Origin of the sequence: Picosynechococcus sp. NKBG042902 (genome assembly GCF_963864045.1) — a bacterium.
In the GTDB taxonomy this organism is placed as follows: Bacteria; Cyanobacteriota; Cyanobacteriia; order Cyanobacteriales; family MRBY01; genus MRBY01.
The window spans coordinates 41,947-65,082 of sequence record NZ_CAWLTV010000065.1 but is presented as its reverse complement, the minus strand read 5'-3'; the positions used below and the strand labels follow the sequence as shown (position 1 = coordinate 65,082).

Genomic DNA, 23,136 nt, shown 5'->3' with positions numbered 1-23,136 from the left:
CCTGACCTTGGGGAACAATTGCGGCACGTTTGAATTCTTGGCTTTGCAACGGGGTCGTGTAGTCCCTGGAAATTTTGGCTATCCTTAAGACGGCAAAAGGCGATCGCCACGATTCCGATTTCTAGTTATTTTGTCATTGTTTCAAGTGTGAGTATTTTATGGATCAGCGGCCACCATCAACGGGAACTTGCCCCAGAAAAATTACCCAGGCCCGGCAGCAACCTTGGCGTCACCGTCTCCAGGCCTTTTGTCTCGCCCTTGGTTTGGGTGGCCTTTCCCTCGGTATCGATCCCCTCACCGCCCAGGCCCAAGTCAATAATCAACTAGACGAATATTGTCGCCTCAATGCTGGGGCGATCGCCACGAAAGATCAACGGCGTGCCGCCGCTATCCAAGGTGATCGTAGCGCCCAAGCCGAGTACCAAGCGCTCCTACAACAACACAAAGATCAACTGCAGCGTTGCCGACAAACCTACTGGCCACGGCACCAGGCCATGTGGCTCCGCGTCTATCCTTGCGACACAAAAGCCGGGATGATTGAGCGGATTCTCGATGACATTGTCAATAAAGGCTATGACCAGCTTTATCTCGAAGTCTTTGCCGATAGTCAGGCCCTGTTACCCAAAAACCAAAACAATACCCCCTGGCCGTCCCGCATCCAAACCCCCGGCCTCGAAAATCGCGATGTGATGGCTGAAATCATCGAGAAAGGTCGGGCACGTGGTCTAGAGGTCTATGCTTGGCTATTTGGGATGAACTACGGCTATGTCTATGGAAATCGGGGCGATCGCCAAAGTGCCATGGCCCGGAATGGTTACGGTGAAACCAGCCTCGACTTTGTCCAAGATGGTGCCCAAGCCTTCGCGGATCCCTACAATGCGATCGCCCAGGCCGACTATAAAAATCTTGTCAATCAAATGCTCCAGCGGCAACCCGATGGCATTTTATTTGATTACATCCGCTACCCCCGTGGCACCGGTGCCCGCTCCGTGGCGGCTTCCGTGGCGGATCTGTGGATCTATAGCCCCGCCTCAGCCCAAGCCCTCTACGACCGCGCCGAAAATCGCCAGGGTCTAACCCTCATCGAAAAATATCTCCGCCAAGGCAACATTACCGTCGGGGATGTGGCGGCAGTTTTAGCCCAATATCCCGAAGAAGGCACGCCCCGGTGGCAGGGTCGAAAAATCCTGGGGGATGAAGCCGATCTAGACGTCAATGCCCTTCATCAACGCCTCGTAGCGGAACTTTGGTATCTCACTGTCAGCCATGCGGCCCAAGGGGTTGTGGATTTTGTGAGCAGTGCCGCCGCCCAGGCCCAAAGTCGCAATATTCCTGCGGGAGCCGTATTTTTTCCGGGGGGTAATCAACCCGTTGGCCAACGGGGTTTTGATTCTCGCCTCCAACCTTGGGATAAATTTCCTGGTTCGATGGAGTGGCACCCCATGGCCTATGCCGTCTGTGGCAACAGCAGTTGCATCGTTGACGAGATTAACCGGGTGCGTCAGTTTGCGCCAGCAGGCACCAAGATTATTCCGGCCTTGGCGGGAGATTGGAACCGTGCCCAGGATAATCGTCCTTCCCTCAAGGATCAAATGGCCGCCATCAAAGCTAGCTTCCCGGACATTACCCAGGTGAGTCATTTTGCTTACTCTTGGCAGGAACCACAATTTGATAATGACCGCAAATTTTGTCGCGTCTAGAATACTGGGAGGATTGGCTCGGTGACGAGGTACTTAGAGATTCATTGCATAGGTGTCATGAACGATTCAAGCACACCCCACAATAGAATCTAGTCATCGGTAGCCAATTATTTCCCCTAATCTTTTCTCTGTGATGGTTTTGTCGTCATTATCTCGTTTGTCTTCCCGTTTTTTGATTCATCAACCGGAACCTTGGTGGAAGCACGTGGTCGTGGCGATCGCCTATTGTGTTACGGCCCTGTTTTCCCACAATTTTACGGTTTACCCAGAAACAGGTTCGACGCCCATTTGGATTCCGGGGGGGCTAGCGGTGGGCTTCCTGGTCGTGTGGGGGCTACCCATGTGCTGGGGGGTCTTGGAGGGCATTTTGGTCGCAGAGATCGTCATTTACCAAGCTTGGCTCAGTGTGCCTAATTTGTTGATGACCCTCGGTATTACGGCGATCGCCACCGCCGGAAAAGTCCTAGCGGCCTATTGGTTACAATGTCGCAACCAACACCGTTATTTTTTAGACCGACCGGAGACGACCCAAAATTTTATCCTCTACAGTTGCATTCTGAGCCACCTCCCCGTGGCGATCGCCTGTGCCCTCATCGTTTGCCTGGCCGGGAAAGCCCCTTGGTCGCTGTACCCAGAAATTGCTGGGACTTGGTTTCTCAGTGACAGCTTTGGCATTCTCATTTTTGCGCCTCTGATTATTGCCACCCAGCATGGCTACCGTGAATTTATCCATCACCTCAAAAAATATTGGTTAGCGGCCATCAGCATCGCCGCCCTGACCCTCGGCATTAGTCACCTGGTGATCAACGGCTACCACGGTGAATATCTCCTTGCCCCTCTCCTGGTGTGGACAACCTTTCAGTTTAAAGAAGTTGGCGCAACACTCCTGATGGTGATGATCGTTTTGATGGTGGCGATTAGCACCGTCCAGGGCTATGGCACCTTTGTGGGGGAGTCGTTACGTAATTCCCTGCTGCTCTCGCAATTTTTTATTGCCTGCATTGGCCTGATGACGTTGATGTTGATTGCGGTACTAAACGAAAAAAAGCAAGCCAAAGCCGATCTCAAGGCAATGAATCAAACCCTTGCCAGCCAAAATCAACGCCTCGAAGAGCTGGCGACCCAGAAAGAATTAGCCCATCAGCAGCGGGAAAATCTCTTGGTTAAATATAATCAAGCCCTGAAACGACAACTAAACCTTATCCAAGCTAAACAAGCCGCAGAAATGGCGGCCCAGGAAAAGAGTGAATTTCTCGCCAACATGAGTCACGAGATTCGCACGCCCCTAAATGGGGTGATTGGTGTAGCCCAATTGCTACTGACTATGGATCTCAAGGATGATCAAGCAGAATTGGTCGCCATTATTGAAGACAGTGGTAAAACCCTACTGAATATCATCAACGATATCCTTGATTTTCTTCGGATTGAGTCGGGCAGCCTCCGCTTAGAAGCCCGTTGTTTTTCGTTTCAGGAACTGTTGAAATCTGTCTTCACCCTCCTGAAAGTACAGGCCGACCAAAAGGATATTGATTTGCAATATTGTGTGGCGGATTCGATTCCCAATATTTTGATGGGGGATGATTTACGGCTGCGGCAAATTCTGTTTAACCTTTTGGGTAATGCCCTCAAATTTACGGCAACGGGATCTGTGCAATTGGTGATCACAAGCCACACGGTGCCGTCCCTGAGCGACCCCCCAACGGAGGAACTGAGTTTTCAAATTTTAGATACGGGCATTGGCATTCAGGTTGCGCAACTCAATCAACTATTTCAACCCTTTATTCAGGCTGATGCTTCCATTAGTCGTCGCTACGGGGGTAGTGGCTTAGGGTTGGCGATCGCCAAACGTCTGGTGAATCTCATGGGCGGCAAAATTTGGGTTGAGAGCAATGGTGAGCTGGCTGGTGATCCACCGCCAGACTGGTTTACTCCCGGTGAATTAGATCCCCAGAGTTATGGTGCTTCTTTTTACTTTACGTTTTTGAGCCATCCCGTCTCGGAGCTAGATGGTGCTCCCAACCCAAATTGAACGAGCGAGCGGGCTAATTACGCGGAGTGGAGTAGGGGAGCCGCGCCCAGGAGTTTCTGAGTGTAAGGGTGTTGGGGATGATTGAAAATATCAACGGTTTGACCCAATTCAACGATTTTGCCCTGGTTCATCACCGCAATGCGATCGCACAAAAACTTCGCCACCCACAGATCATGGGTAATAAACAGATAGGTCAGATTAAACTCCGCTTTTAGGGCTTGCATCAAATCTAAAACCTGAGCCTGGATACTCGCATCGAGCATACTCACGGGTTCATCACAGATCACAAGGCGCGGCTCGGTAATCAAAGCCCTGGCAATGCCCACCCGTTGCTGTTGCCCCCCAGACAGTTGCCGGGGATAGCGAGCGTAATACTCCTCAGCGGGCGTTAAACCCACCTTTTCCAGCATTTGCAATACCTTTTCTTTAACCGCTGGCTCCGTCGCTAACTGGTGAATATGGAGGGGATCACCGATATTTTCCCCCACGGTCATTAGGGGATTCAAAGAAGCATGGGGATCTTGAAAAATCATCTGGAGGTGCCGTCGCTCCGGTCGCATTTGTCCCACCGACAGTCGGTTTAATTCTTTCCCTGCAAAGATAACTCTGCCACCCGTAGGTTTGATCAGTTGCAAAATTGTCCGGGAGAGGGTGGATTTGCCGCAGCCGGATTCCCCGACAAGGCCCAAAATTTCCCCTTCATAGATGTCAAGGTTAATCCCATCGACAGCGCGGATCACCTGGGTTTTTTTGCCCGTGATTAGCCGTTGAAACAGGTTGCTCTCCAGGGTGTAATGTTGCTCTAGGTTTTCGAGGGAGAGGATCGCTTGTTTCTCTTGGTGAGAGGAAATTTCTTGATCGCTGTGGAGGTGGAGGGCGGCTTCGAGGAGGGATTGGGTGTAGGGATGCTGAGGGTCATTGAAGATTTGTTTAACGGGGCCAGTTTCGACGATTTGACCTTGGTGCATCACGGCAATGTCCGTGCAATATTCGGCGACCATGGCGAGATCGTGGGAAATCAGCAACAAGCCCATCTCCCGTTCGGCGCAGAGACGGGTCAGTTCCTGGAGGATTTCGTTGGCAACGGTGACATCGAGGCTAGTGGTCGGTTCGTCGGCGATGATGAATTTGGGATCGAGCAGCAGGGCTAGGGCGATCGCCACCCGTTGACGCATCCCGCCGCTAAATTCGTGGGGATATTGATGCCAGCGGTTTTCGGGAATGCGCACAGCCGCCAGGGTTTCAATGGCTTTTTGTTTTGCGGCTTGGGCGCTGAGGTCGGGACGATGGCAACGGAGGGTTTCGAGGCAGTGGTTGCCGATGGTCATCAGGGGATCGAGCCTGGTCATTGGGTCTTGGAAAATTAACCCCACCACTTCGCCCCGGTAGTGGCGTAGGGCTTCACCCTTGAGATTTAAGATGGGCTTTGCTTGAAAAGCGGCATTGCCAGTTACCTGGGAACCCCGTGGCAGCAGTTGCAACAGGGCGCGGCCAATGGTGGATTTACCGCAGCCGGATTCCCCCACGAGGCCGAGGCGATCGCCTTGATTCACTTGAAAAGACACCCCAGCAACGGCCCACTGTAAAGCTTGACCCTGGGCGGGATAGGCGATGTGTAGATCTTGAACCTGAAGCAGAGGAGGGGTCATGACGAACTTACCAAGGAACACTGACCCTCTGATTTTAAGGGGATTTCTGGCCCTGCCGAGTATTTTTCCAGATAAACAGTATATTTTTAGAGACTCTTCCAATGGCTACTATGCGATCGCTTTATTTCCTCGTCCCCGGTGTCAGTAAAAAATTTGCCAGCGGTGGCCTCTTTGCCGAAATCAAGACCTGTGAACTGGCCCAACAACTGCAATCCGCCCATTTAGTCACCTACCGAGAAAAATCCCCAGATCATCTTTATTTACCGGAACTGCTGCCCCAGGTGCAGCCCCAGGAAGCTATTTTTGTGATCAGTTGGGGCTTTGATATTCCGCGTCTGGTCAAACAACTGCGATCGCATCCGGTGGTTTACCATGCCCACAGCACCGGCTATGGGTTTAAGCTCCCCAGTCGCATTCCCATTTGGGCGGTGAGTCGCAATTCCCTAGGCTATTGGGGACAACGGGCACCGAATAATCCTTTGTTTTATCTACCCAATCAAATTTCCCCGGAGTTCGAGAACTGGCAGCAAGAACGGGATATTGATGTATTGGTGCAAACCCGTAAAACTTCTAGCTATGTGCTCCAGCAACTGGTGCCCTACCTCCAGCAACGATGTCGCGTAGAAGTGATAAATTCCTTCGTGCCAGACCTTGCGGCCCTCTTTAATCGCAGTAAAATTTATCTCTATGATTCTGCGGAATATTGGCTGAATAATGCGGTGAGTGAAGGCTTTGGTTTGCCACCCCTAGAGGCGATCGCCTGTGGTTGTCAGGTCTTTAGTAGCGTCAACGGTGCTTTAGCAGATTACTTAGATCCGGGCTTCAATTGTCAAAAAATCAGTACCTATTGTGTCGAATACGATGGCGATCGCCTTTTGGCCGCCCTCAACAATCCCCCAGCCGCCACCAATGCCCAAGCCCTCTTGCAGGAATACCGCACCAAAACGATTCTGCTCCGGTTTGCCACCATTCTCCAGGAGGTTAATCATTTCTTTGATTACCAAGGCCAATACCCAGGCAATATCCAACTCCAGCGACAAAATCCTCTCCTGGTGCGCCTCCGCTTGGCCCTCCGCCAACAACTTGCCCGGTGGCGCGCCTAATGCCATTTCATTTTTTTGATCTTTTATAAATGCTTTTTTGTAATCTTGATCGGCCATGACCATCGCCAGAACCATTTGCCTCGGCTTTCTCGGAGCTATTCTATTGGGTACGTTGCTTTTAATGTTGCCTTTTTCCACCGCCTCCGGGGAATGGAATAGTCCCCTCGTCGCCCTATTTACCTCGACTTCCGCCGTTTGTGTTACAGGATTAATTGTGGTGGATACAGGCACAGCCTTTTCCAACTTTGGCCAGGGAGTTATTCTCCTGTTAATCCAACTGGGGGGACTAGGCTACATGACCCTCTCGACATTTCTCATGCTGCTGCTGGGGCGTCGGTTTGACTTGGCCCAAAAATTTGCCATTAAAGAATCCTTTGACCAACCCTACAACCAAGGCACGCGCAACTTAATTCGTTCAATTATCGCCACGACCCTAATTGGGGAACTGACGGGGATTTTTCTCCTGTTTGGGCGGTTTAGTCGGGACTTTGATCCCGGTGAGGGATTGTGGCTCGCAATTTTTCACAGCATTAGTGCTTGGAACAATGCAGGCTTCAGTTTGTTTGCGGATAGTTTAGTGGGCTATCAAAATTCTCTCCTGGTGAATGGGGCAATCTCTGGTTTGATTATTTTTGGTGGCATTGGTTATGAGGCGATCATCGAAATGTATCTATGGCTGCGGCACCGTCTCCAGCGCAAAAGCCGACGCTTTACCTTTTCGTTGAATTTTGAAGTGGTCACCTCCACCACCTTCTGGCTCCTGGGCCTGGGGACTGTGGCTTTTTTGTTTGTGGAATGGGCCAATCCAACCACCTTTGCGGGGATGAGTTGGGGTGATAAGGCGATCGCCGCCTGGTTTCAATCGGTGACCACCCGCACCGCTGGGTTTAATAGTATCGACATCGGCAAGCTGAGTACCGCCGGACTGTTTATCACCATGGGTTTGATGTTTATTGGGGCGAGTCCCAGTGGCACCGGGGGCGGGATCAAAACAACCACCATTAATATCCTGGCGAATTGCACCAAATCCGTGCTCTATGGTCAAACCCGTGTCACTGTTTTTGACCGTGAAATTGCCCAGAGTATCGTTTTTAAGGCGATCGCCGTTGTTTTTGGTTCTGCCACTGTGATCACCATTGCCACGGCGATTATTTCCATCAGCAACCCTGAGATCGAATTGATTGCGATTTTGTTTGAGGTGATTTCGGCCTTTGCCACCGTTGGCCTGTCCACGGGGATTACTGCCAGCCTTTCCGCTGTCGGTCAACTGACCCTCATTGCCACCATGTACTGTGGTCGGGTCGGGGTGCTCTTGCTGATGTCGGCCATCGTCGGGGAAATCACCCCACGCCGCATTAGCTATCCCGAAGAAAATTTATTGGTGGGTTGAGCCGCAGCACCTCGGCCAGAGGAATGTCCCAAGGCTTCACCAGCGCTTGAAATTCGAGTAGGATCATCGGTTAAGATGCGGCGATCGCCTCCACAGCATTTTGAACCTTTCGCAATCACATTAGCCACGAGTTAACAACCATTTGGGTTTTGGAGTAAAACAAACGGTGAATTTACGGAATTGGAATTTTCTCTTTCAGGGTTTTCGGCAGGAAGAAAGTCGTCAGTTTGCGGTCATTGGCCTGGGACGATTTGGTCGCGCCGTCTGCACAAAATTACACAACATGGGCTACGAAGTCCTTGGCACCGATATCAACCCGAAATTAGTCGCCCAGGTGGTTTCCGAAAAACTAGTCTCCCATGCAATGCAATTGGATTCTACCGAGGTGATGGCCCTGCGTCAGGCGGGTATTTTTGAGTTTGACACTGTCATTGTGGCGATTGGGAATTACCTCCAAGAAAGCATTGTCACAACCTTAAACGTGAAGGAAGGGGGCGTCGAACATGTGGTGGCTAAGGCGTCCTCGGAGGTACATGGCAAGCTCCTGAAACGGGTGGGGGCCGACCGGATTGTTTACCCAGAATATGAAGCTGGGGCCGCCCTCGCGATGACCCTCACAAAACCGTCAATCCTCGACCGCTTTGATATTGACGAAGAGCACAGCATTGTTGAGATTAAAATCCCGGAGGCTTTCCATGATAAAACCCTAGCGGAACTGTCCCTACGGGCCAACTACGGGGTGAATGTGTTAGCAGTGGGCAATGAAGAGCATTTTGAAATTAACCCTGGGCCAGAGCATCGCCTGGATAAGTCGCTAATGATGATGGTGATTGGTACTAATGACGCGATCCATCGCCTACCGTTGTCCTAAGTTGCCCCGGCCCATGACCAAACCCTATCAACGGATCCCCATCGCAATCAGTGATGACCCCCTGGTGCCAATCCCCGCAGGTCTTTTTTCTTTGGTGACGCCCCACCCCTACATGGCTTTGGGGGCTGATTATGGGGGGCGATCGCCTTATTTTTTGCGCCGCCGAGTCCTCGACAAACTCATCCAAGCCCAGGATTTCTTGCGGGCTGCCCATCCAGAGTTACAAATTCAAATCTTCGATGCCTACCGACCGATCCCGGTGCAGCAATTTATGGTGGACTACACTTTCACCCAGCTAAAAGGCGATCGCCCCCTAACTCCCCCAGAAACAGCCCAGATTTGGGAGCAGGTGTTGCAATTTTGGGCCGTACCGAGCACCGATCCAGCGACCCCACCGCCCCACAGTACCGGCGCGGCCCTGGATGTGCGTTTGGTAAACCGCGCTCAGGAACCTCTACCAATGGGAGGAGAGATTGATGACATTGGCGATCGCTCCTACCCAGATTTTTATGCTGCCGCCACCACGCCCCCAGAACAGCAGTACCATCAAAATCGCCAATTGCTTAGGCAGGCCATGGAACAGGCCGGTTTTGTGATTCACCCCAACGAATGGTGGCACTTTTCCTATGGAGATCAGCTCTGGGCCTGGCAAACCCAAACGGCGATCGCCCACTACGGTAGAATCTAGGACACAATTTTTCTGATAAATAATGGCGCGCAAACCCTGGTTAGAACTGCCCTTGGCAATCTTTTCCTTTGGCTTTTATAAAGTCAATAAATTCCTGATTGGCAATCTCTACACTTTGTATTTGGCGCTGAATAAAAAAAATGCAAAAGAATGGCGCATTATTGGAGAAAAATCCCTCCAAAAATTCCTCAGCTTACCCGTTTTAATGACCAAAGCACCCCGCTGGAATACCCACGCCATTATCGGCACCCTGGGGCCACTTTCTGTAGAAAAAGAACTCACCATTAACCTTGAAACTATCCGTCAGTCCACGGAAGCTTGGGTCGGTTGTATCTACGACTTTCCGGGCTATCGCACGGTGTTAAATTTCACGCAACTTACCGACGATCCCAGCCAAACAGAACTCAAGATTTCCTTACCCAAGGGCAAATATACTGTCGGTTTACGCTACTACCACCCCAAGGTAAATCCCCGCTTTCCGACAGTTAAAACAGACTTAAATCTAACCGTATCGACCTTGGTTGTGTCGCCCCAAAATAATGATTTTTATCAAACCCTAGCCCAGAAAACAAACCCTTATTTTCGTCTGCTCCACTACTACATTTTTACGCTATTTAAATTTCGGGATGTCTTACCCGCAGCTTTTGTCAAAGGAGAATTTCTGCCCGTTGGCGCTACTGATACTCAATTTTTCTACGGCGCTTTAGACGCAGCAGAACGTTTAGAAATTATCATCCAATCACCTTGGCTGCAGACATTTGATTTTTATCTTACTTTCTACAACCGCGCTAGTTTTCCCCTGCGTTGGCAAAAAATCACCGAAAATATGACCTGTGATCCCCTGGGAGAACAAGGCTACTATCTAATTCGGATGCGGCCCCGTACCCAAGCAGCCGAGGCACAATTACCGAGCGTTGTGGGCGAAGAAACCCAGGTTACGCCCCACCAGAAAAAACTGACAATTCAGTCGTTATAAATAGCCATGTTCCTGGAGGAAGTCGAGGCCAATGTCCGGGGCTTTTTGCTCCCGTTGGTAACTGACAAATCGCTGGACATATTTCGCGAGGATATCCCCCTCTAGGTTCACCCAACTGCCCGGCTTGAGGTAGGCCAAATTCGTTTCGGCATAGGTATGGGGAATCACGGCTACTTTGAACCACTGGCCCAGGCGATCGCATTCGGCCACCGTTAGACTAATGCCATTGACCGCGATGCTTCCCTTGGACACCAGACAAGGGGAAATATTCATGTCCCAAGTCGCTTGGTAATCGGCGATCGCCGTAAACCACAGTTCCCAAGCACGGGCGGTTTCAACAACTTTTTCTAAAGCGCCAATGGTATCCACATGGCCCGACACAAAATGACCACCGATCTTACTGCCCACCCGCAGGGACGTTTCAATATTGACCCAATGGGAACGGGAAACGGCATCGCCGAGGATTGTGCGCTTCAGGGTTTCGGGGGAGGCCGTGGCAACAAATCCCTGTTCGGCAATGGTTTCGACAGTCAGACAAACGCCATCTACAGCCACACTATCGCCGAGGGCCAGATCCTGCATCACTTGACTGGCCCCATGGCCCTGGATATCGATGGCAAAGCGATCGCCACCAAGGGCTTTAACGGTACCAAGGGCTTGAATCAATCCAGTAAACACAGGGCGTGATGCGATCGCAGTAAAAGGGCCATTCGATTGTAGCGGGAATTGACCGAAAATCAGGCCCAACATCCCCCCAGAATATCGAAGCTGTAGGATACTAGTTAGTAAGGGAATCAAATATTGCTCCCGTTGCCATCCCTACCCCGAGGCCCAGATCCATGATTGAAATGCACGTTGCTGGCATTGCCCTTGATGCCATTACTCGGAGCCCGATCATTCTCCTGAAGGATGCCTCGGAACGGCGTGCCTTACCGATCTACATTGCCCAGGATCAGGCCCGCTCAATTATGAATGTCTTGGAGCAAAAAACACCGCCACGGCCCCTCACCCATGATCTCTTTGCGGATCTATTGGAAGCTTGGGATCTCACCCTCGATAAAATCATTATCCATGCCCTAGAAGAACACACTTTCTATGCGGTGCTTTGTACCTCCCAGGGGGAAGAAACCCAAGAAATTGACTGTCGCCCCAGTGATGCGATCGCCATTGCCCTACGCACTGAAAGTCCGATCTGGGTTGTGGAGGAAGTGATTTCTGAGGCTTCAATTCCCGTAGACCGAGATGCCGATGAAGAAGAACGGCAAGCCTTTCGCGCCTTTGTCGATCAACTCAGCCCCGAAGATTTAATTCGCCACAGCCAATCCGCCAACCCAGAGGAAAGCTAAACCGAGGGAGGGTTCAAGGCGGATGACAATTTTTTTCTACAGCTACAGTGACCCACTCCTGGATGCCGCCCCAGAACCAGAACTATGGGGGGTCGAGGTCGATCGCATTTATAGCGATTGGGGGCAACGGCAACAGCTCACCCAGTTACTCACGGATCTCGACGCCGGCGATCGCCCTGATTATTTACTACTACGTCGCCTCGATGAATTGGGGGATAACCTCAGCGAGATTGGCGATCGCCTCCAGCACATCGAAAATTATGGTGTGGGAATTATCGCCACCGAACAAAACTACCAAAGCGATCAACCGCTGGATCAAAAAGCCTTGGGTCAACTCTTTCAAACCATTGGCGATCGCCTCAGACAACAAAAAATTCAACGGGGCCACGCCAAAAACCGCCGCCAATTTCTGCCACCCCCAGGTAAAGCCCCCTACGGTTATAAACGGGGCCAAGATCGTTACCTCATCGACCGCAGTACCGCCCCCGTGGTCAAAGATTTTTGTGAACATTTTCTTCTCTTCGGTTCCCTGCGGGGGGCCGTGCGTCACCTAGAACAGCGCTTTGGGAAAAAAATTGCCGTATCCACCGGGCGCAACTGGTTAAGCAATCCCGTCTACCGGGGTCAGCTCCATTACTGCGACGGGACAACCATTCCCAAAACCCACGCCGCAATCCTCACCGACAACGAAGCCGCCCAAATTGATCGCCTCCTGCGCCGCAATCGTCCCCTCGCCCCCCGCAGTGCCAGTGCCCCCCGCTGTTTGGCCGGGCTGGTGCAATGTCAAACCTGTGGCAGTGCCCTCACCATCAGCCGTGTCAGTCGGCGTAATCATTCCAAAACCTATCTATACCTACGTCCCCTGGCCTGCCCCCGCAAGCCCAAATGCCGGGCGATCGCCTACGACAAAATTTTCCGGGCTACCGTACAAAGCATTTGCCAGGAGTTCCCCGCGATCGCCCAGCAATACCAAGGCCCCTCCCTAGATCAGCAACAGGGCCAGATTCAACAGGAGATTCAACAAAAAGAAAGCCTCATTGCCGCCCTCCCGGATCTCACGGCCCAGGGCATTTTTGACCCAGAAACGGCTGCCCAACGCCGCTATGTGCTGCGTAGCGAAATTAGCCAACTGCAAACCCAATTAAACCAACTTCCCCCCGCTAACCTGGGGGCGATCGCCAAAACCATCACCCTCGAATCTTTTTGGTATGACCTATCCGAAGCCGAGCGACGCTTTTACCTGCGGGAATTTATCGAACAAATCCAACTCCACCGTACTAGCCGTGACGATTGGCAAATCCAGTTAAAATTCATTTTTTCGACCAGTTTCCGATACACTGATGAATGATTTAATTCAACTAAACCCTTATTAGTACAGCAATAATTGGCATGGAAATCGGGCAAAAAGTACAAATCTACCGTTTGCGGGATCGTGTTGGTAAAGATCTCGCCGATAAACTCGGTAAAGTAGGCACCATCACAGACTTTCGCGTCACCGACGGTAGCGGCATTGGGGCGATCGTGACCTTTGATGATAAAACCGCCACTTGGTTTTTTGGGGATGAACTGCGTCCTGCATCCTAGGACACATTTTTCTAACTGCCCAATTAGACCACCGAGGCGTCTCCCGTGGGGGGACGTTTTTTGTCGGTGCGCCAAAGCCAAAATTTCACCATAAACCGAGGGTAATTACCCTCACGCCTGAAACTTTTTTGCGGCACAATGGTCATCAAAGACGATCTATGCGCAACTCCATTGCCGATAAGCCCATGAAAAAACCTGCTCTACTAACTCTCATCTGTGGTTTTAGTGTCGCGATCGCCAGTGTGCCCTTCGCGCCGAGCCAAGCCCAAACTGCCAGCGATCTCGAAGGGAACTATCAACAAAGCGAAAATTCTTCCCTCTATGGCAACACAGATGGCTTCAATCCCTACGATTTGATCCACATGATGCGCTTAGGCAATAAGGATCCAGAACAATTCCGCGAGAGCACAAACTCCAACATTAACAACGCGGCTGCCGATTATCGCTCCCGACTACAGGAATATTGGCGTCAGAAAAAACAAGCCGAAACCTCTGCTGTTAATGGGACTCCGGAGGAAAGTTCGCTCATCACCCCCACAGAAACCTTCGAATAAAACCGACGGTGACTGGCCCAGTCCCTTGCCATTACGTTACCCATAGATCGATGCTTGATTACAACTCCGGATCGTCTGTGGGATTTTTATTGGGGAAAATTTTATCTGACGATTATCGTTTCATTGCGGCGATCGCCAATCCCCAGACCACTAACTCTACAATGCGATAAAGCAGACTAAAGATTCATAAAACTCATAAAGTTCATATTCGCCATGTCTTGGGTCACAGCCTTGGCCCAGTCACAGTCTCAGGAGGAATACCATTTTGAAACGAATGGATGCGGGAGAATTATTAGAACGCTATGCGGCCGGAGAACGGGATTTCCGGGAAGTAGACCTTGAAGGGGCGTTTTTGGGGGGCGGCAACTTTGATGGGATCAATCTGCGGGAAAGTCATTTGTCCCGGATTGTGTTCACGGGGGCATCCCTTAAGCAGGCAAATTTTCGGGAGGCAGATCTTACTAATAGCAGCCTCCAAGCCAATCTCAGTGAAGCGAATTTAATTTCCTGTGACCTGACCGACGCGAATTTAACCACCGCCCAACTCACCTATGGGGGACTCCGGGCAGCCAATTTAACCAATGCTCAACTGGTCTCAGCGGATCTCAGTTGTGCCACCCTCAACGAAGCGATTTTGCGGGAAGCTAACCTGACCAATGCGACCTTAACGGATGCCTTTATTGGGCGGGCGAACTTAACCCAGGCCAACCTAGAAGGGGCCAACCTTGCCAACGCGAACCTCACCAGCACCATTTTGATCGGCGCGAATTTAAAGGGAGCCAACCTTTCCCACGCAATTATGCACGGGGTCAATGCCACCGGGGCGATCGCCGACCACGCAGACTTTAGCCAAGCGAAACTTAATAGCGCCAACTTTACCAACGTTAAACTGCGCCAGGCGGTACTCCGGAAGGTGCAAATGGCCTGGACAACCATGCGGGGAGCAGATCTGAGTGAGGCGCAACTTTTCCGTAGTAAGCTTTATTGGTCAAATTTCACCAGTGCGAATCTGACCCGGGCCGTACTGCTGGATGCAACGGTGGATCAAGTAAATTTCCACAACGCGATTTTTGATGGGACAATTCTCCCCGAAGGTCTTGATGTGGGTAATTAAGTGAAATTTCTGGGGGTTGATTTTGGTTGGACGTCTGGTGCCAGTGGTTTGTGTTGTCTAGAAAGACAAGATCAGCATTTGGCGATCGCCCAGTTTGATCTGCTTCTTGATCCCGCCGAAATTGTCACTTGGGTTGATCAACTGCTCCCGAAAGAAACAATGGGCCTCGTTGCCGTTGATGCGCCGACAATTATCCCCAATGAAACGGGAACACGCCTCCCGGATCGCCTCACCCACAAATATTTTGGGAAATACCACGCAGGCTGTTATCCGGCGAATTTAAACCGCCCCTTTGCGCCTCGCACCACCCAATTGGGCTTGGATCTTGAAGCCTTAGGCTTTGGCCATGCCCCAGAAATTGACGCTCGAAAACCGGGCCGTTACCAGATTGAGGTGTTTCCCCACCCGGCGATGGTGCGTCTATTTCAGCTAGAGCGAATTATCAAATACAAAAAAGGCAAGCTAGGCGATCGCCGCCAGGAATTATTACGTTTGGTGAGTCTAATTGAAACGGTATTGACGATTCTTACCCCGCAATTAAGCCTAAATCACCGCTGGGACGATCTCGTTCAACCGATCCCAACAGCCAAAGGTAGTGATCTCAAGGAAATCGAAGACCGCATCGATGCCTTAGTTTGTGCCTATGTGGGCGCCTACTGGTGGTACTGGGGCCAGGCGAAAAACCAAACCCTTGGCGATCGCCACTCCGGTTACATTATCGTCCCAGCACCTGTTACGATGGGTGATCAGCAATCATAAATTGTGAATTTTTAAGATAAAAAATTACGTTCCCTTACAAAAGTTTCTATTGATATGACAGTAACGGCTGAAGCTCCTCCCCAAGAAAAAGTAAAACGTCGTGTGGTGTTCCCCTTTACGGCGGTAATCGGCCAAGATGAAATGAAACTGGCCCTCAAACTCAACATCATCGACCCCAAGATCGGCGGCGTGATGATCATGGGCGATCGCGGCACCGGAAAATCCACCACCATCCGCGCTTTAGCCGATCTCCTGCCCGAAATCGAAGTGGTTGCTAACGATCCCTTTAACAGCGACCCCAAAAACCCCGAACTGATGGGCGATGAAGTGCGGCAAAAACTTGAGAATAATGAAACCCTCGAAATTGCCCGCAAAAAAGTGCCGATGATTGACCTGCCCCTCGGCGCAACAGAAGACCGGGTTTGTGGCACCATCGACATCGAAAAAGCCCTCTCCGAAGGGGTAAAAGCCTTTGAACCGGGCCTGTTGGCAAAAGCAAACCGGGGTGTCCTCTATGTGGATGAAGTTAACCTCCTCGATGATCACCTGGTAGATGTCCTCCTCGACTCTGCCGCTGGCGGTTGGAATACCGTTGAACGGGAAGGGATTTCTATTCGTCACCCTGCCAGTTTCGTCCTCGTTGGTTCCGGCAACCCCGAAGAAGGAGAACTGCGGCCCCAACTTCTCGACCGTTTCGGAATGCACGCTGAGATCCGCACCGAACGCAATCCCGAACAGCGCGTTGAAATCGTCGAACGACGTTCGGCCTTCGACCAAAATCCTACAGAATTTCTGCAACAATACGACGCCGAGCAAAAAGCAGAACAGGAACGCCTCGTCCGGGCCCAGGAACTGTTACCCCAGGTCACCATTGATCGAGAACTAAAGGTGAAAATCTCCGAAGTTTGTTCCGAAGCGGATGTGGATGGTCTCCGGGGTGACATCGTCACCAACCGTGCCGCTAAAGCCCTCGCCGCCTATGAAGGCCGCACCGAAGTGACCGTGGATGATATTCGTCGTGTGGTTACCCTTTGCCTACGGCACCGTCTGCGGAAAGATCCCCTCGAATCAATTGATTCTGGTTACAAAGTCCAGAAAATTGTCGCCCGCGTCTTTGGTCTAGAAGAAGACGAGTAAACCATTTTTTGATTGCATAATATTGCATCCTCAGGGCTGGAGAAATTCTCTCCAGCTTTTTTGTTTGCTAGTTATCGTGACTCCCTAAAAGTTGATGGCGGAGTTTTTTAATTTGATCGCGGAGTAGAGCGGCCTGTTCAAATTCGAGATTTTTGGCGGCTTCTTTCATTTGCTCTTCTAGCTGCTTAATCACATCGGGAATTTTTTCGAGGGGAACTTCCTCCATGTGTTCAACAACTTGCTGTAATTGCTGGGTATTTAAGCGGCGGGAAATATCGAGAAAAGATAAAATTGCATTTTCGTCCCGCTTTTTGATCGGTTGGGGGGTGATGTTGTGTTTTTTGTTGTAGGCGATTTGGATAGCGCGACGGCGTTCCGTTTCGGCGATCGCCTTTGCCATACTATCGGTGAGATTATCAGCGTAGAGGATGGCTTGACCCCGCACGTGGCGGGCAGCCCGACCAATGGTTTGGATTAAAGACCGTTCTGCCCGTAGGAACCCTTCCTTATCGGCATCCATGATCGCGACGAGGGAAACCTCCGGTAAATCTAAACCTTCTCGGAGTAAATTGACCCCAATTAAAACATCAAATTCCCCTTTGCGGAGCGCCTGTAAAATTTCGATGCGTTCGATGGATTTAATCTCAGAATGAAGATATTGCACGGCTACCCCCTGGTCACTGAAATAATCCGTTAAATCCTCCGCCATTCGTTTCGTTAAAGTGGTAATTAAAACCCGTTCTTTTAATTTTTCCCGCTGACGAATTTCCCCTAATAGATCATCCACTTGTCCGTCGGTGGGGCGCACATCAATTTCTGGATCGACAACGCCCGTGGGACGAATGACTTGTTCAATAACCCGCGCTTCTGATTGCTCGATTTCCCAATTACCGGGGGTCGCGGAGACAAAGACACATTGATTGACTTTTTGCCAAAATTCTTCAGACTTTAAAGGACGATTATCGGCGGCACTGGGTAACCGAAACCCATGGTCAATTAAGACTTTTTTACGGGCTTGATCACCGTTGTACATCCCCCGAATTTGCGGCACAGTGACATGGGATTCATCAACCACTAAAAGCCAATCTTCAGGGAAATAATCAATTAAACATTCGGGGGGTGATCCGGCTTCCCGTCCGGCTAAGAAACGGGAATAATTTTCGACTCCATTACAATAACCAACTTCCTGTAAAAGTTCGAGATCATAACTCGTTCGCTGCTTTAAACGCTGGGCTTCGAGGAGTTTATTTTCTGCTTCTAAAACTGTGAGTTGACTATCTAATTCGGCTTTGATTTGTTCGCAGGCGATCGCCAACTGTTCTTGGGGTGTAACAAAGTGGCGGGCAGGATAAATATTAACCTGATCGAGGCTTTGTAAAATTTCACCCGTGACGGGATCAAGGAGACGAATCGCATCAATTTCATCCCCAAAAAATTCGACGCGAATTACCCGATCCTCATAGGCAGGGACAATTTCTAAAATGTCGCCCTTCACCCGAAAATTGCCACGACTTAAATCCGTATCATTGCGGTTATATTGCACGGTCACAAGTTGCCGCAGTACCGCCCGCTGATCCAATTCTTCCCCCACTTTTAAAGAAATAGCCGCCTTTAAATATTCACTCGGAATCCCTAACCCGTAAATGCAACTAATGGAAGCCACCACAATCACATCCTTGCGTTCAAACAGCGATCGCGTGGCGGAGTGGCGCAACATATCAATTTCGTCATTGATCGAAGCGGTTTTTTCAATATAAGTATCGGTGACGGGAATGTAGGCTTCCGGTTGATAGTAGTCGTAATAACTGATGAAATATTCCACGGCGTTGTAGGGGAAAAATTGCCGTAACTCGTTACAAAGCTGGGCTGCGAGGGTTTTATTGTGCGCCAAAACGAGGGTGGGTTTCTGCATCTGGGCGATTACCGCCGCCATCGTAAAGGTTTTGCCTGTGCCCGTCGCCCCCAAGAGGGTCTGATATTTCGCTTGGGATTCCAAGGATTGCACCAATTTGGCGATCGCCTGGGGTTGATCACCAGTAGGTTCAAAAGGGGCATGGAGACGAAACAAAACATTACTCCCGTTAGACATAACTTAAATTAATGAGATACTTTAGAAACAATGTTGCGAATTTATGACAAAGTGTGTCTAAGATCAGCAAGGAATCTTTGTCCCATCATTTGGGATAATTGAAGTAAAGTAACGAAAAAATTCTTAAAACATAATCCTACTCAAAATTTTGATTCAGTAGGTGTTGGCTCAGATACCTCAAGGAGAAATCCCATGACCACCGAAAATTCGACTTCCACGAACGATAGCACAACTAAAAGTCCCACCCGTTCCCGTAGTACGGCGAAAAAAGACGAGGTGGTTGCTCTCTCTGTAAAAGAGCCTGCCAAATTAGGCCTCCCCAATAATCGCCCCATTGAACCCAGCCACCTCAAGGTCACCAGTACCTTTCGCTCTTCTGGTGCAGATCGCCCTGTGACTGCGGGCACGATGGATATTTCTAGCACGATGACCGTTTCCGGGAATCGCCCGATTATGGCCAGTCACCTCCAGGTCAGCGACACCATCGTCATTATGGGGAATCGCCCCGTGGCCCCCAATGAAACCGATGATATGGCGACTTTGATCGGCTACCTCGACTAATTCTAAAAAGTGGCGAAACAATGGCGATCGCCAAACCATTTCCCCTATTTCCTAGGGGTTTTTTTGTGGAAAATTTTAACGAAGCTGCTTGACCATCCGGTAGTTCGTTAATGTTTGTTGGTGGCGTTGAACCTGTTGCTCTTGGAGAAGCCGAAACCCCAAGGCTACAAAAAAAGGTTTCGCGGTAATACTGGCTTCGACGGTTAGGGTGATGAGTTGTAACTGGTCTGCTTGGGCGAGGAGTGCCTGATAGAGTTGGCGACCAATGCCCCGCCGTTGGTGGTCTTTGTGGCAATAGAAACAGCCAATGTGACCCGCTGGCGAAAGTTCCGCAAACCCAAGGATTTGTTTATCCTCTTCGGCAATGTAAGTAAAGCAAGCGTGACAACGGGTTTCCCAATCGCGGAAATACAGGTCATCGGGTGCCCAGGCTCGCAGTTGGGCCGGGGAATAGTCCTGGGCATTGATGGTATGGACAGTGTCGTGGAACAGTTGGGCGATCGCCGGAATATCCTGAGTTTGAAACGGACGAATCGTAACCATAACAACCCTTTAGACGTTTTGTAGAAATGGGAAAATTCTTGCCTTCCTCTTTGGGGCAATTACTCACAGATGATTGGCTTCCGCAAGGGTGAACCTAAACGGGGAAGCGTTTCATTTTGGAGATCGCCTCTTTGGCGGTGCGCATGAGAACAGGTTTAATCTCCGGAATTTGGGGGATTTGCCAGAGAACATCGACCGTGCGCCGCAACATCCGCACAATGTCCCCTTCATCGAGGCTGGTATTTTCACAGAGTTCAGTCCACTCGACCCCCAAGGCCCACTGCTCCACTAGGCCGATAAATTTACTTTCAAGCCAAACGGGCATGGTCACACCACAATGCTTTTGCACTTGGTACAGTTGCCGACGCAATTCCCACAGGCTAACGGGGTTATGGCCTTGGTCTTTTTTGCGGATGCCCAGCACTTCTAAAACGGTATTGGGTTGAGAATAATCCGTCCAGCTATCACCCCGGGGTGGTTCGCTGATGATCGCACAGATAGCGGCGGCCAAATGTTCCGGCGCGAGGTGGTCTAATTGGCCCGAAAGCAGACACAGCGCCAACCATAGTTCGTTTTCCCCACGAATTGTTGCCGCAGTACGCCCCAAAACCGTTGGCGTATAGCCGTCGAGGGCGCGAAATTCTTGCAAGACTTCAATCAGGTTCAGGAAATCTTGCCAGTAATAGGAGCGTTTGTTGGCGTGTTGACGGTAGAGGGTTTGGCGACGGTTTAATTCTTTGCGGAGGTCTTTGCGTCGCTGGTGACGTTTGAGGAGTTTGCCGGGTTTGTCCTGCTGGCTCAGGGGAGAAGCGGCAAATTTGGCCTGGACAGCGGCAAAGCGTTGTTTTTGGGCTTCTACTTCAGGGGCTTCGGTGAGGGGCAGAAGGTAATCGGCGATCGCCGCCACGAGGGGAAAAGCTTCAGCATCAATTTTGCCATTTTTCCCAAGGGTGAGATTTTGATCAATGGGTAACGGAATTTGCGCCAGTTGATCGGCGGGAAAAAGACCTTCATTAAGGGCAACCACGTCCGTTTCTTTAATTAGGTACCAACGTTTATCGGTGCCCAAACACAGAAACTGCTGTTCCTCAGTTTGTTCTACAAGGACGGCGGGAACCGCTTCTTTGACCCGCAGGTTTTTCCCTTTGAGGTGCAAAATGGAGCCGAGGGGGAGCTGATCCAACAAAGGGGCCAACAGTTTACGGTTTTCGAGTTCCGCCTGCTCCCGGAGAATCCCCAATAGCCGTTCTTCTTCCTTGAGCCGTTCCTTGAGTTTGCTGTAGCGTTCAAACTGCCGTTCATCAAAGGCCGCGAGGTCAATATCGAGGCGAGCAATTTCCGTGGTCAGTTCGGCGATCGCCTCCTGTTCCGGGCTGAGTTGTTGTTGTACCTGATATTCCGCAAAACTCCGGGATAAGAGTTCTTTAGATTCCTCCAGGCTATGTTTCTGTAACAGATTAAGCACCATACCGTAGGAAGGCGTAAACCAACTGCGCAAGGGTTCTGCACTAGAGAGGGCAAGGCGGGAGGCTTCTTTTGCCCCTTCAAAGGGCGTTTCCACAGTGACCACATAGCCCACTTTATCCATGCCCCGACGACCCGCGCGACCCGCCATCTGCAAAAATTCCGAAGGTGTCAGCATCCGGTGTCCTTCATCGGTACGTTTCGAGAGGGCAGAAATTACCGTGGTGCGGGCGGGCATATTGATCCCTGCGGCCAAAGTCGCCGTCGCAAACACCAATTTCACGAGGCCCATTTCAAATAGCTTTTCGACCAGTTCTTTCCAGGCTGGCAGAATCCCCGCATGGTGAGCGGCGATGCCCCGCAGTAGAGGTTCTACCTGTTCGGGACGGGCAAATTTTGACTGTTGGGCGAGGTATTGCCAAAGCTGTTCGCGCAGGGGGAGATTTTCCTGGAGATAGTCCACTAGCTTTTCGGTAGAAAAGGGATTTTTGGCGATGAAATCCAGCACCAGGGCTTTAAATTCTGGGGTGTCATCACATTGATTGAGGAGCTTTTCCTGGAGCTTCCCTTGGTTATCTAAGAAAAAGTGCAGCAGGGTCGCTTCCAAGAGTTTGGCTTCTTCTGGGGAAACGAGGGTGATGTCGTTGAGTTGGGTCACCGAGCGATCGCAGCCCCGCCGACTAAAGATAATGTAGATTGCGGGCAGGAGATCCTTCTGGCGGAGTTGGCGCACAATGGCAAATAAACTAGGACAATCTTCCCGTTGGCGTTTTTTGCGTTTGCCCTGGGGGGCATTGGTGCGCGATCGCAAGCGCGTATTCATCTTTTCCCCCCCCTGATCCAGGAGCGGGTACAAGCCTTTTTTATTGCTGTAAAGAAACTCCAGGGGCACGGGGCGGTGGTCAGAATCGACTAATTCGCAGCGGTGTTCTTTGCTGTTGGGGTGGTCTTCATGGGCCGCTTGGCGGGTTTTGTTAATCCAGGCGGTAAAAATTTCTGGGTTGCCGATGGTCGCCGACAGGCCAACAATCTGAATTTCTGAGGGACAATAAATAATTGATTCTTCCCAGACAGTGCCGCGACCGCGATCGCTAATGTAGTGGCACTCATCCAAGACGACCGTTGAAACATTTTCCAGGGACGTGCCCACCTGACCAATGGGGGTTTCGTAGAGCATATTTCGGAAAATTTCCGTGGTCATGACGACGATGGTCGCCTGGGCATTGATGATGATATCGCCCGTGATCAAACCCACTTGTTTTTCGCCGAAGGTTTCGCCAAAATCCCGGAATTTCTGGTTAGAGAGCGCCTTCAGGGGAGTGGTATAAAAAACCCGTTGACCCATGGCGAGGGCCCGGTGGATCGCATATTCACCAATGACAGTTTTACCGGAGCCAGTCGGCGCACAGACCACCACGGATCTGTCGGCATCGAGGGCGGCGATCGCCTGTTTTTGAAATTGATCTAACTGAAACGGAAAAACTTGATTTAAATCTACTTGCAACCTAACCCACCTTTGCTCCTGATCCGGTACTTTGGCCTAACGAATTCGGTCTACCGAAATCAAAAAACTGTTTAT

At 50.7% G+C, this 23,136-nt stretch carries 20 protein-coding genes; 15 read left to right on the top strand and 5 right to left on the bottom strand.

All coding sequences use genetic code 11. From position 1 onward, the window contains the following. The first annotated feature begins 158 nt into the window (after positions 1–158). Together AACR41_RS06325 and AACR41_RS06320 are read left to right on the top strand one after the other, a co-directional pair. Entirely contained in the window at positions 159–1,700 is a 1,542-nt protein-coding gene (locus AACR41_RS06325) for a hypothetical protein (protein WP_030007339.1), read from the top strand. A 172-nt stretch (positions 1,701–1,872) separates the two neighbouring features. Continuing rightward, on the top strand, positions 1,873–3,729 hold the full coding sequence (locus tag AACR41_RS06320) for an MASE1 domain-containing protein (protein ID WP_339367629.1): 1,857 nt from the start codon (positions 1,873–1,875) through the stop codon (positions 3,727–3,729). Positions 3,730–3,746: 17 nt separating this feature from the next. On the opposite strand, the gene AACR41_RS06315 is transcribed toward AACR41_RS06320, so the two are convergent. Beyond that, positions 3,747–5,366 (bottom strand): ABC transporter ATP-binding protein, encoded by a 1,620-nt coding sequence (locus AACR41_RS06315; RefSeq protein ID WP_315862035.1) that lies wholly within the window; start codon positions 5,364–5,366, stop codon positions 3,747–3,749. A gap of 113 nt (positions 5,367–5,479) precedes the next feature. Between AACR41_RS06315 and AACR41_RS06310 the strand changes: the two genes are divergently transcribed. The 5 genes from AACR41_RS06310 (at position 5,480) to AACR41_RS06290 (ending at position 10,406) form a co-directional block, all read left to right on the top strand. After that, a complete protein-coding gene (locus AACR41_RS06310; RefSeq protein WP_223209933.1) occupies positions 5,480–6,481 on the top strand; it encodes a glycosyltransferase in 1,002 nt (333 codons plus the stop codon). A 55-nt stretch (positions 6,482–6,536) separates the two neighbouring features. Then, positions 6,537–7,871, top strand: a complete 1,335-nt coding sequence (locus AACR41_RS06305) for a TrkH family potassium uptake protein (protein WP_030007335.1) — start codon at positions 6,537–6,539, stop codon at positions 7,869–7,871. A gap of 166 nt (positions 7,872–8,037) precedes the next feature. Then, positions 8,038–8,742, top strand: a complete 705-nt coding sequence (locus AACR41_RS06300) for a potassium channel family protein (protein WP_012307864.1) — start codon at positions 8,038–8,040, stop codon at positions 8,740–8,742. A gap of 13 nt (positions 8,743–8,755) precedes the next feature. Continuing rightward, entirely contained in the window at positions 8,756–9,430 is a 675-nt protein-coding gene (locus AACR41_RS06295) for a M15 family metallopeptidase (protein WP_030007334.1), read from the top strand. Positions 9,431–9,452: 22 nt separating this feature from the next. Then, a complete protein-coding gene (locus tag AACR41_RS06290; protein WP_030007333.1) occupies positions 9,453–10,406 on the top strand; it encodes a DUF6208 family protein in 954 nt (317 codons plus the stop codon). Here the strand turns inward: AACR41_RS06290 and ribE are convergent. Further along, on the bottom strand, positions 10,401–11,084 hold the full coding sequence (gene ribE / locus AACR41_RS06285) for a riboflavin synthase (RefSeq protein ID WP_030007332.1): 684 nt from the start codon (positions 11,082–11,084) through the stop codon (positions 10,401–10,403). The two genes, AACR41_RS06290 and ribE, sit on opposite strands and share 6 nt — an antisense overlap. 161 nt (positions 11,085–11,245) lie before the next feature. Here ribE and AACR41_RS06280 point away from each other — a divergent pair, with 161 nt between their 5' ends. The 7 genes from AACR41_RS06280 (at position 11,246) to bchI (ending at position 16,900) form a co-directional block, all read left to right on the top strand. Then, complete coding sequence (locus AACR41_RS06280) at positions 11,246–11,752, top strand: bifunctional nuclease family protein (protein ID WP_030007331.1); 507 nt, start codon at positions 11,246–11,248, stop codon at positions 11,750–11,752. A 22-nt stretch (positions 11,753–11,774) separates the two neighbouring features. Beyond that, positions 11,775–13,100, top strand: a complete 1,326-nt coding sequence (locus AACR41_RS06275) for a recombinase family protein (RefSeq protein WP_030007330.1) — start codon at positions 11,775–11,777, stop codon at positions 13,098–13,100. 41 nt (positions 13,101–13,141) lie between these two features. Further along, positions 13,142–13,336, top strand: a complete 195-nt coding sequence (gene petP / locus AACR41_RS06270; RefSeq protein WP_012307858.1) for a cytochrome b6f subunit PetP — start codon at positions 13,142–13,144, stop codon at positions 13,334–13,336. A gap of 158 nt (positions 13,337–13,494) precedes the next feature. Next, a complete protein-coding gene (locus AACR41_RS06265; protein ID WP_030007329.1) occupies positions 13,495–13,890 on the top strand; it encodes a hypothetical protein in 396 nt (131 codons plus the stop codon). Positions 13,891–14,164: 274 nt separating this feature from the next. Further along, positions 14,165–15,004, top strand: a complete 840-nt coding sequence (locus tag AACR41_RS06260; protein ID WP_030007328.1) for a pentapeptide repeat-containing protein — start codon at positions 14,165–14,167, stop codon at positions 15,002–15,004. Further along, positions 15,005–15,763 (top strand): DUF429 domain-containing protein, encoded by a 759-nt coding sequence (locus AACR41_RS06255; protein WP_030007327.1) that lies wholly within the window; start codon positions 15,005–15,007, stop codon positions 15,761–15,763. A 54-nt stretch (positions 15,764–15,817) separates the two neighbouring features. After that, complete coding sequence (gene bchI, locus AACR41_RS06250) at positions 15,818–16,900, top strand: magnesium chelatase ATPase subunit I (protein ID WP_030007326.1); 1,083 nt, start codon at positions 15,818–15,820, stop codon at positions 16,898–16,900. Positions 16,901–16,967: 67 nt separating this feature from the next. Here bchI and uvrB read toward each other — a convergent pair whose 3' ends face one another. Continuing rightward, a complete protein-coding gene (gene uvrB, locus AACR41_RS06245) occupies positions 16,968–18,989 on the bottom strand; it encodes an excinuclease ABC subunit UvrB (protein WP_030007325.1) in 2,022 nt (673 codons plus the stop codon). A 192-nt stretch (positions 18,990–19,181) separates the two neighbouring features. On the opposite strand from uvrB, the gene AACR41_RS06240 reads away from it, so the two are divergent. Next, positions 19,182–19,550, top strand: a complete 369-nt coding sequence (locus tag AACR41_RS06240) for a hypothetical protein (protein WP_030007324.1) — start codon at positions 19,182–19,184, stop codon at positions 19,548–19,550. A 75-nt stretch (positions 19,551–19,625) separates the two neighbouring features. Here AACR41_RS06240 and AACR41_RS06235 read toward each other — a convergent pair whose 3' ends face one another. After that, positions 19,626–20,093, bottom strand: a complete 468-nt coding sequence (locus tag AACR41_RS06235) for a GNAT family N-acetyltransferase (protein ID WP_030007323.1) — start codon at positions 20,091–20,093, stop codon at positions 19,626–19,628. A gap of 94 nt (positions 20,094–20,187) precedes the next feature. Further along, positions 20,188–23,061 carry a DEAD/DEAH box helicase gene (locus tag AACR41_RS06230; protein WP_030007322.1) on the bottom strand — a complete coding sequence of 958 codons (2,874 nt, stop codon included), beginning with the start codon at positions 23,059–23,061 and terminating at the stop codon, positions 20,188–20,190. Between the last annotated feature and the right edge of the window lie 75 nt (positions 23,062–23,136).